We start from the raw sequence: 7,860 nt of genomic DNA, 5'->3' as shown, positions 1-7,860 counted from the left end.
TCACGGAGCCCTGGTCCAACGGTCAGACCGAGGGACAGATCACGAAGCTCAAGCTCGTGAAGCGCCAAATGTACGGGCGTGCCAACCTCGATCTTCTCCGCGCTCGTCTCGTTGGACAACTGCACGCAGATTGAGTCAGAGCCATTGTTGCGCGCCGAAACACAGGAATGACGATACGCGCGCCTTGCGCGGCGGCGATCGTATTGTCGATCATGGGCAGGACGAGCTTGTACCAGTCGCGATAATGACGGGGCTTAACCGCGTGTACGATCACCGGAACGCCTTGTGCCGCCCTGGCGACATCGTCGGCGACGAGCGCGTCTCCCTGTACCCATGTGAACGGTTCTGACCCCTCCACGCTTTTCGGGTTGCGATGGAGCGCCCGCACCGTCCAGCCACGTTCCGCAAGCAGGCGCGCGACCGGCCTCCCGACGCCCCCTGTCGCACCGATGATCAAAGCTGTTTTGTCATTCATGAAAGAACGGATACCAGCTCTTCAAGCCATACATAATTGACTAAGGGCGCATTATCGATATACGAAAATATATGAGCTACGAGCCGGGATGGGACCTCTATCGCACCTTTGAAGCGGTGCTGCGGCACGGCTCGCTCTCTGGAGCGGCGCGGACGTTGGGATTGACGCAGCCCACCGTCACACGCCAGATCGATGCGCTTGAATCGGCGCTGGGTACGGAATTATTCGTTCGCACCTGTCGGGGGATGTCACCGACGGCGGTAGCGTTGCGGCTGCAGCCCTATGCGGAGACGCTACTGCAAACCACCGCCGCGCTCGTACGCGACGCGTCTTCAGCGAACGAGGTCAGCGGCACCGTGCGCATCACGGCTGGTGAAACGGTTGGCATCGAGTATCTGCCACCAATCCTTGCGGGCTTACGACGTTCTCACCCCTCTCTGCACCTGGAGCTGTCACTTTCAGACGCAGTTGAGGACCTCATGCAGCGTAAAGCCGACGTCGCCATCCGAATGATTGAACCGACGCAGAAAACGCTTGTGAAGGAGAAGGTCAACACGGTTGAGATCGGCCTTTACGCCCATGAATCCTATCTCGACCGACGCGGCATGCCAAAGAGCTTGAAGGACCTGACCAAACACGACATCATTGGCTTCGACACGGAGACGCCCGTAATCCGGGCTGTTACAGTTCCGTATTCATGGCTCCGCCGAGCCAATTTCGCGGTCCGGACCGATAGTTCGCCCGCACAGCTGGCAATTATTCGCAGTGGGTTAGGGATCGGCTACTATCAGAGCCGCGCAGCCTCCCAGACGCCAAATCTCGTTCGCGTATTGGAAGACCAATTCACCCTATGCTTCGACATGTGGATAGCAATGCACGAAAACCTACGTACCAATCCAGCTTGCAAGATCGTTTACGAAACGCTGGGAACGGCATTGGCGGCTATGCCTGACGATTGAACACCACATGTGGTGTTCAATCGTCCGTGATGCTTCATATCCGGCGCTTCCCTGAGCGTCGTAGCCTTTGCAAGCCAGCATTGAAGCGGTTTGTCGAGGGCGGCTCGGATAGCGGAACTGGGCAATGAACACATGGTCAGATCCAAACCAAAACTATCCATGAATCATGTCTCGATCGTCTCGACGCTGTTGACGAGAAAGGAGTGCCTTGCCGGACGACTTCCATCCCTAGCGCGCCTCAGAACGAAAAACGCGGTTGCGGCAACGGCTAGGTTTGCCACCGTAGCGACCGCGAAAACCGCATGCCAGTTGCCGGTATAGGTCCTAAGCCAGCCCGCAGCCGGCACAGACCATGCAGCAAGGCCCTTCCCCGTATATAAGATACCAGCGTTCGTTGCCGCATAACGCGAGCCGAAAAAATCAGCGCAAGTCGCTGGAAAGAGCCCGTAGATCTCTCCCCACGTAAAATATATGAGGCCTGCGGCCAGCATAAAATACACTGGAGAAGTGCCTAATGTTCCGAGTGCCCAATAGGCGGCCGCACCGACCGTAAAGACGACGGCCATCGTCGTCTCTCGACCGATATGGTCTGAAACCCAACCAAAGAGTGGACGCGCCAAACCATTCAAGATGTTATCGATGATTGCAGACGCTATGAGAACGGTCGAAGAGACGAAGAGTAAGTCGATAGGCAAGTTCGCGATCTTATAGTCATTAGCGATTGGAGCCATCTGCGCCGTCACGATCAACCCGCTGGCGGCGACCGTCGTGAACATGGCGTAGATGACCCAAAATATCGGGCTTTTAAGCATCTCGACTGGTGTATGGTCGCGGCCGGTCGTGACCTGAGCTTCAACGCCGGGTGTCGAAGTCCGTTGAGGCTCGAAAAGGAAAAAAGATAGCACTACGAGGGCAGTCCCCTGTGCTAGGCCGAACCAGAAGAAAGCCGCATGGTATCCAAAAGCGGCAATGACTTTGATAATCGGCACAATCGTCAGTGCAGAGCCCCCACCAAAACCCGCGGCTGTCAGCCCGGCGGCGAGGCCTCGACGATCCGGAAACCATCTGAGAGCGTTGGCTATACAGGTTCCCCAAACCGCGCCGTTGCCAAGCCCTGCTAGTGCCATGCCGAGGTAGAGGCTTGGCAAAGATGTCGCCTCGCTGTTTATAATCCAGGCCAGCGCGACCAGAACGCCGCCGATAGCAACGACCACGCGGGGCCCGAAACGGTCTGCAAACCAGCCTTCGAGGGGAACAAGCCACGTCGCGGTCGCGATGAAAATGCTAAAGCCCCACTGGATCGCTTCTCTTCTCCAATGATATTGGACGTTGATCGGATCTACGAAATAAGTCCAAGCATATTGGAGATTCGCGACCATTACCGTGCAGGCAATACCCAAGGAAAGTTGAAGCCAGCGGTTTGGCATTTTACCATTCGATGTTGATGACATGAGCTGATTCCGACGAGACGGCATGCCGTGAGTTTGCGCTGCCTAGCTCTTGATGAAGTCGTTCCTCCCGACACCCTGAAGAAGAAGAAAGCGGGCTTTCGCAAGCGCTTCATTGCTCACTTGATGCCGAACGCCGCTCGCGACTTGGTAACGATCGCCTTGCTTGAAAACCGCTGGGCTCGCATCTGTCGTGACAATCGTAAGATCGCCTTCGAGAACGAAAAAATAGTCCGCGCTTTCACTATGGTAGTGCCACGGTATGACGTCTCCCGGCATCAGCGTGAAAACACGCGCGAGAACATCGGAGCTTTCAACGATTGTTTCGACTGCCGTCACCGAAAAGTCTGTCACGTATTTTGCCTTTCATGCTGATGTTCACTGCGAGGAAATATTATCGGCCGTTGCGGTTTTGATAGAAACCATTATTAAGATCGATTTCGCAAGTCGTAATTTGCGGCGCAGACTGCCCTAGAAATTGCACGACTTCTTTATTAGGTCATAAGCCAATCTTATCGGCAGCTCTATCGCGATGGTGGTGCATCGCATTGTCGAGATACAGACGTTTGAGACAAGCGACGCGCCCTTCACTTGAGGCGACAGCCAAGACGCAAGTGCTCGAAAGCGACGCCGTCGTAGTCAGGAAAAGAGTTTAACGACGACAAACACGGCCAGGATTGCCGCGACGAAACATGTTGCTGCCGACAAAACAGAGCCCGCTATCACCCCCTCGGCATCGACATAGTCCGCTTGGGGTTTGTTGCCTGTGATCATGCCGTGGATAAGCCCCGTTCGCCTGAAAAAGTCATAGAAGACGATCGCAGCCACATGGACTGAAACCAGGCCGAGGATGACGGAAAAGCCTAAGCGGTGAAGCCGAGTTGCCGCCTGAACGGAGGCATCGCTTGCCAAGTGTGCCAGAGGCCCTTCAATGCTGTTCAGATAGTCGCCACCGGCGGAAAAAAGGCCTAAGATGGCCTGAACGCCCACGGCGCAGAGAAGCGTAACGATCATCCAGCCGCCGAGCGGATTGTGGCCTAAGAACTTACGCCTACTTCCGTGAATTTCGGCCCAAGCGTACTTCGCGACGGTCGCTGGCCTCGCGACGAAGGACGAAAAGCGCGCGGTGTAACCGCCCGAGAAACCCCAAAACACCCGGAACACGACTAGGATCAGAGCGGCGTAGCCATTCCACTTATGCCAGTCCGGGTGATCAAACGCGTACTTGTTTGTCGCCCAGGCTATTGCAACAGTTGCCACCAGCAGCCATTTGAAGACGCGGGTTGGTGCGTCCCAAGCTTGAACTCGGCTCGATAATGTCACGTTGCCTCCTACAAACCCTTCGGCCAATCGCGCGGCACCGATCGCCCGCTCAAAGCGACAGAAAGCGGGCGTCCCGGCTTGCGTTCCGCACATCACCGAACCGACCGCTGGCTTCGTTGTCTTTCCAAGTATCTCGTCGCAATCAAAGCTCAGCAGCCCTGTTTTTATCCGCCGCAAAGTACGAACGATCAAAGGGAGGCATACCGGGGGCGCCTATCCGATTGGATCGCGGCGCGAAGTGGAGGGTTCGCCAGTACCTCATGTCAGGGAGCCTGACCGCCGTCGGCGTCCCGCGGAGGGACAGAACAGCGGCGGCAACCTCGCCATACATCTCGTCCTTCATCGCAGGCTTGATGGTCCAAGCCCCGAGATCGCTCGTGAGGGTTTTTAGCCAGGAGCCGAGTCCGCCGACGACCCTGTCGAACATCGGATCATGAATGTCGACAGTATCGGCATGGTAGTTCTGCCAATCGGAAAAGAGCTTCGCGTACTCAAGGCTGCTGTTCTTGTAATCGTCCGTCCTCGCTGCGATGGCTCTATCTATGTCGCTCTTGGACATCTGATCAACGATCTTGCGCGCCGCGATCGATGAGCCGACCAATTCCCACACCAACGGAATCTGGCGCGCCCATACATCGCACGCATAAACGAGAAACGACGCCCAGATCAAATCTAAGCCATCCTTGCCGCCCAGGACACATTGGTCTGGACGCAACGCCTCGTTCTGCGCACCTTTCGGTACAGGAGGTTTGCCTTTGGATAAGTCCTCATACACTTCAGCATACCAGTTCGCTTTTACCGCATCGGGCCGTCGCGTCGGTGAGGCCGGCCGTTCCCGCATATCCGGCAATGCACCCCCGATGCCTTGCAGGGCCGCGCCAAGCGGACCGGCGCGCAACAATTCGTTTTCTTCCTTCCAATGGACATAGAGAACGCGCAAGGCGTGATGAAGCACGAACGAATAGTCGTCGTATTGAACGAACTCTTTGCCCACCGGCGTGTAGAACCGATCGAAATAAGCTTGGGCCTTCGTGTCTTTCATGATCTCGGCCATGTGTCCACGCATGAACGCCATTTGTGAGCGGCCAGCCACGTCGAGGTCCATCAAGCGCCTAAGAGCAAGAGACGAAACTCGGAACCAGTGGAGAACGGGATCGAGCGCTACCTGTGCTACATCTGCCATCGCGTTCGATGGCATGGCAAGTAACGCCGCGCCAGCGGCCAATGAAGTTCGCCGTGTGATCGCTGACATATATCTCTCCGTCAAGCATGGGTTTTGTCGACTTGCGTGCTTGTCAGCAGCGCTACGTTTAGGCGGCAAGATATCTAATACTTGACGTAAAACATGACGTAATCGTTTTGAATGCAAGTATATATTAGTGGCACTTTCGCTTGCTTTGAGGCAATAGCAATTTAATTGGATGATAAGGAAAGCTTATCAGACGGGCGCTGGATCCGAACTCGACTCGCCAAATTCTCCGTCTATGACTTGCGACACCAGGCGAACCATTTAGTTTGGAGACCGAGGATCGACGCGAACCATCTCTTAGGCGCAAGCGAGGCGGATTTCCCGCTACGTGTCGACCGACGCCTGGTCGCGAACTCCGCGCTGCGACTCCGGCTCGGCCTGTTGTGGATATGTTGGGATCGAGCCGGTAATACTAACCAGGTGTCCGTGCGGAAAAGTGTCTTCGGCGCCTTCGCGGGCCGTTTGTCGAAGCTTTCGGCCAAAAGGGTAGCTCCTGGTCTGGTTCAACAGGTGAATTATGCAGATCCGGCAGCTTAGGTATCTTGTCGTCCTCGCCCGGGAGGGCCACTTCGGCCGCGCAGCGACGGCCCTGTCCATTAGCCAGTCAGCTCTTTCGCAAGCTCTTCAACAAGTCGAACGGCACTTCGGGACCTCGATCGTCGACCGTGGTCAGAGCGGCTTCCACGGCTTCACCGAACAGGGCGAGGCCATACTGCAATGGGCGCGTCAGTCGCTGGTCGACCACGACCGCCTGCTCAAGCCCGAGCTTGGTCGCGGCGGCGAACTCAGTGGCTCGTTGCGCATCGGCATCGCGCCCGTCGTCATGTCCATCGTGGCCCTGCTCACGACGCCGTACAGTGAGCGGCATCCCGACGTGTCGCTGACCGTGTTGGCGAAGAACGTTCCCGAGATCGAGCGGAGCCTTCGGGCCTTCGACATCGACGCTGGCGTGACCTATCTCGACGGTGTGACGAAGCCAGGCCTGCGTCGCTACGTTCTTTACGAGGAAAGTTATTACCTCCTCGTCCCGAGCGACCATGCTTTACGCGGCCGCGATTCCATCGACTGGCTTGAGGTCGGCGACTGGCCATTGTGTATGCTGACGCCCGACCTGCATATGCGGGTCGTGCTCCAACGATCGTTTGCGACCGTAGGGAAGGAACCGAAGGCTGTCATCGAAACGGATTGCAGCCTGGGTCTCTTCGCGCATGTTCGATCCGGCAAATGGCTGACCATTGTACCCCAAACCTATTTCTATCTATTGGGCGATCTCGCCTATTTTCGTGCTATTCCAATCCTAAATCCGCTGGTTCTGAGCACTATCGGGCTTGTTATCCAGGAAAAGACGCCGCTTTCGCCGCTGCTACAAAGCTTTATCGACTCAGTTGAGGGCTCAGACATAGCCGGACAACTCGCGCGTTATCGCTGGCGGGGTGACGCGGATACGCGTCCATCATAAGCCGCGCTTACGCACTCATCAGCTACGGCGTCCCATTTTCTGCGCGCCGCTTGCCACTTCTTTGCCCTTGAATGACTTGGGCAACTGTTGACAGAGCTGGCTAGTAAGCAGCTCCACATCAGCGAGATAGTCTTCATTGTCCACTGCAATATCGAGCCCGAAGCCTATACCGCCGCCACTGCGTGAGAGGTTCCGGAGGCTTTTCGTTTCGCGGCAGGTGCCTAGATGAGCTTGATCACCTCTTGGACGATCCGGTCCGTAAGACCTTTGATCCAGCTCGACAAAGGGGGACGGGCAGCGTGGCTGACGTCTGCTTTGGGCTTCGTTGGCCTCATCCTTATATGGGCCGCAGCAAACGCGACTGGTGTCGTCACGCCAAGGCTCTTGCCCTCGCCGTTCCTTACGGCCGAGGCCTTGGTGCGTGGCATCTGGTCGGAAGGCCTGGGGTTCGATCTTGGGTACACGGTTCGCCGAACCCTAGAAGCGTTCGCGCTCGCGTCAGTCATCGGAGTGCCAATCGGGCTCGTTATTGGCTCAAGCGTGCGGGTCTACAGATCGATGGAATTCCTCATCGACTTCTTCCGTTCGACCCCGGCAACGGCTCTTTTTCCGCTCTTCATGATCATCTTCGGCCTTGGGGATGGCGCAAAAATTGCCGTCGCAGCCTTTTCCGCCGCGCTGATTCTCATCTTCAACGTGGCTTACGGCGTGATGAACGCGCGACCGACGCGCACGCTGGCCGCCCGCGTCATGGGAGCCTCGCGGCTCCGTGTCTTCTGCGACGTCACTTTCTATGAATCTCTTCCGCAGACCTTCGTCGGCGTGCGCACGGCCGTATCGTTGGCGCTCGTCGTCGTGATCGTCGCCGAAATGTTCATCGGCTCGGACAATGGGCTCGGCAAACGGATAATCGACGCGCAGATCACCTTCGACATGCCGGGCCTCTA

At 56.7% G+C, this 7,860-nt stretch carries 7 protein-coding genes and 1 pseudogene; 3 read left to right on the top strand and 5 right to left on the bottom strand.

Translation table 11 applies throughout. From position 1 onward, the window contains the following. Nucleotides 1-163: 163 nt before the first annotated feature. Nucleotides 164-475: pseudogene (locus tag GSQ79_RS27070) on the bottom strand (NAD(P)H-binding protein); the annotation flags it as partial. Nucleotides 476-546: 71 nt separating this feature from the next. On the opposite strand from GSQ79_RS27070, the gene GSQ79_RS27065 reads away from it, so the two are divergent. Further along, entirely contained in the window at nt 547-1,434 is an 888-nt protein-coding gene (locus GSQ79_RS27065; protein ID WP_158811848.1) for a LysR family transcriptional regulator, read from the top strand. Nucleotides 1,435-1,598: 164 nt separating this feature from the next. Here GSQ79_RS27065 and oxlT read toward each other — a convergent pair whose 3' ends face one another. The 4 genes from oxlT to GSQ79_RS27045 form a co-directional block, all read right to left on the bottom strand. After that, nucleotides 1,599-2,885: an oxalate/formate MFS antiporter gene (gene oxlT, locus GSQ79_RS27060; protein ID WP_158811847.1), complete on the bottom strand. Its 1,287-nt coding sequence runs from the start codon at nt 2,883-2,885 to the stop codon at nt 1,599-1,601. A 42-nt stretch (nt 2,886-2,927) separates the two neighbouring features. Beyond that, entirely contained in the window at nt 2,928-3,236 is a 309-nt protein-coding gene (locus GSQ79_RS27055) for a cupin domain-containing protein (RefSeq protein WP_158811846.1), read from the bottom strand. A gap of 285 nt (nt 3,237-3,521) precedes the next feature. Continuing rightward, complete coding sequence (locus GSQ79_RS27050; RefSeq protein WP_246725621.1) at nt 3,522-4,382, bottom strand: cytochrome b/b6 domain-containing protein; 861 nt, start codon at nt 4,380-4,382, stop codon at nt 3,522-3,524. After that, nucleotides 4,348-5,457, bottom strand: a complete 1,110-nt coding sequence (locus GSQ79_RS27045) for a hypothetical protein (protein WP_158811845.1) — start codon at nt 5,455-5,457, stop codon at nt 4,348-4,350. The genes GSQ79_RS27050 and GSQ79_RS27045 overlap by 35 nt, the downstream gene beginning before the upstream one ends. 514 nt (nt 5,458-5,971) lie before the next feature. On the opposite strand from GSQ79_RS27045, the gene GSQ79_RS27040 reads away from it, so the two are divergent. Continuing rightward, nucleotides 5,972-6,913: a LysR family transcriptional regulator gene (locus GSQ79_RS27040; RefSeq protein ID WP_158811844.1), complete on the top strand. Its 942-nt coding sequence runs from the start codon at nt 5,972-5,974 to the stop codon at nt 6,911-6,913. A 267-nt stretch (nt 6,914-7,180) separates the two neighbouring features. Next, a partial coding sequence (locus GSQ79_RS29970) for an ABC transporter permease (RefSeq protein WP_246725620.1) occupies nt 7,181-7,860 on the top strand: 680 nt, incomplete at its 3' end.

This window comes from Beijerinckia sp. L45 (assembly GCF_009765775.1).
Classification (GTDB): Bacteria; Pseudomonadota; Alphaproteobacteria; order Rhizobiales; family Beijerinckiaceae; genus RH-AL1.
The sequence above is the reverse complement of the archived record's forward strand: the minus strand, read 5'-3'. Positions and strand labels throughout refer to the sequence as shown.

Bases quoted from the DNA above. Each gene is read 5' to 3' on its own strand.
- GSQ79_RS27065 (WP_158811848.1), top strand. From the start codon at position 547: ATGAGCTACGAGCCGGGATGGGACCTCTATCGCACCTTTGAAGCGGTG.
- oxlT (WP_158811847.1), bottom strand. From the start codon at position 2,885: ATGTCATCAACATCGAATGGTAAAATGCCAAACCGCTGGCTTCAACTT.
- GSQ79_RS27045 (WP_158811845.1), bottom strand. From the start codon at position 5,457: ATGTCAGCGATCACACGGCGAACTTCATTGGCCGCTGGCGCGGCGTTA.
- GSQ79_RS27040 (WP_158811844.1), top strand. From the start codon at position 5,972: ATGCAGATCCGGCAGCTTAGGTATCTTGTCGTCCTCGCCCGGGAGGGC.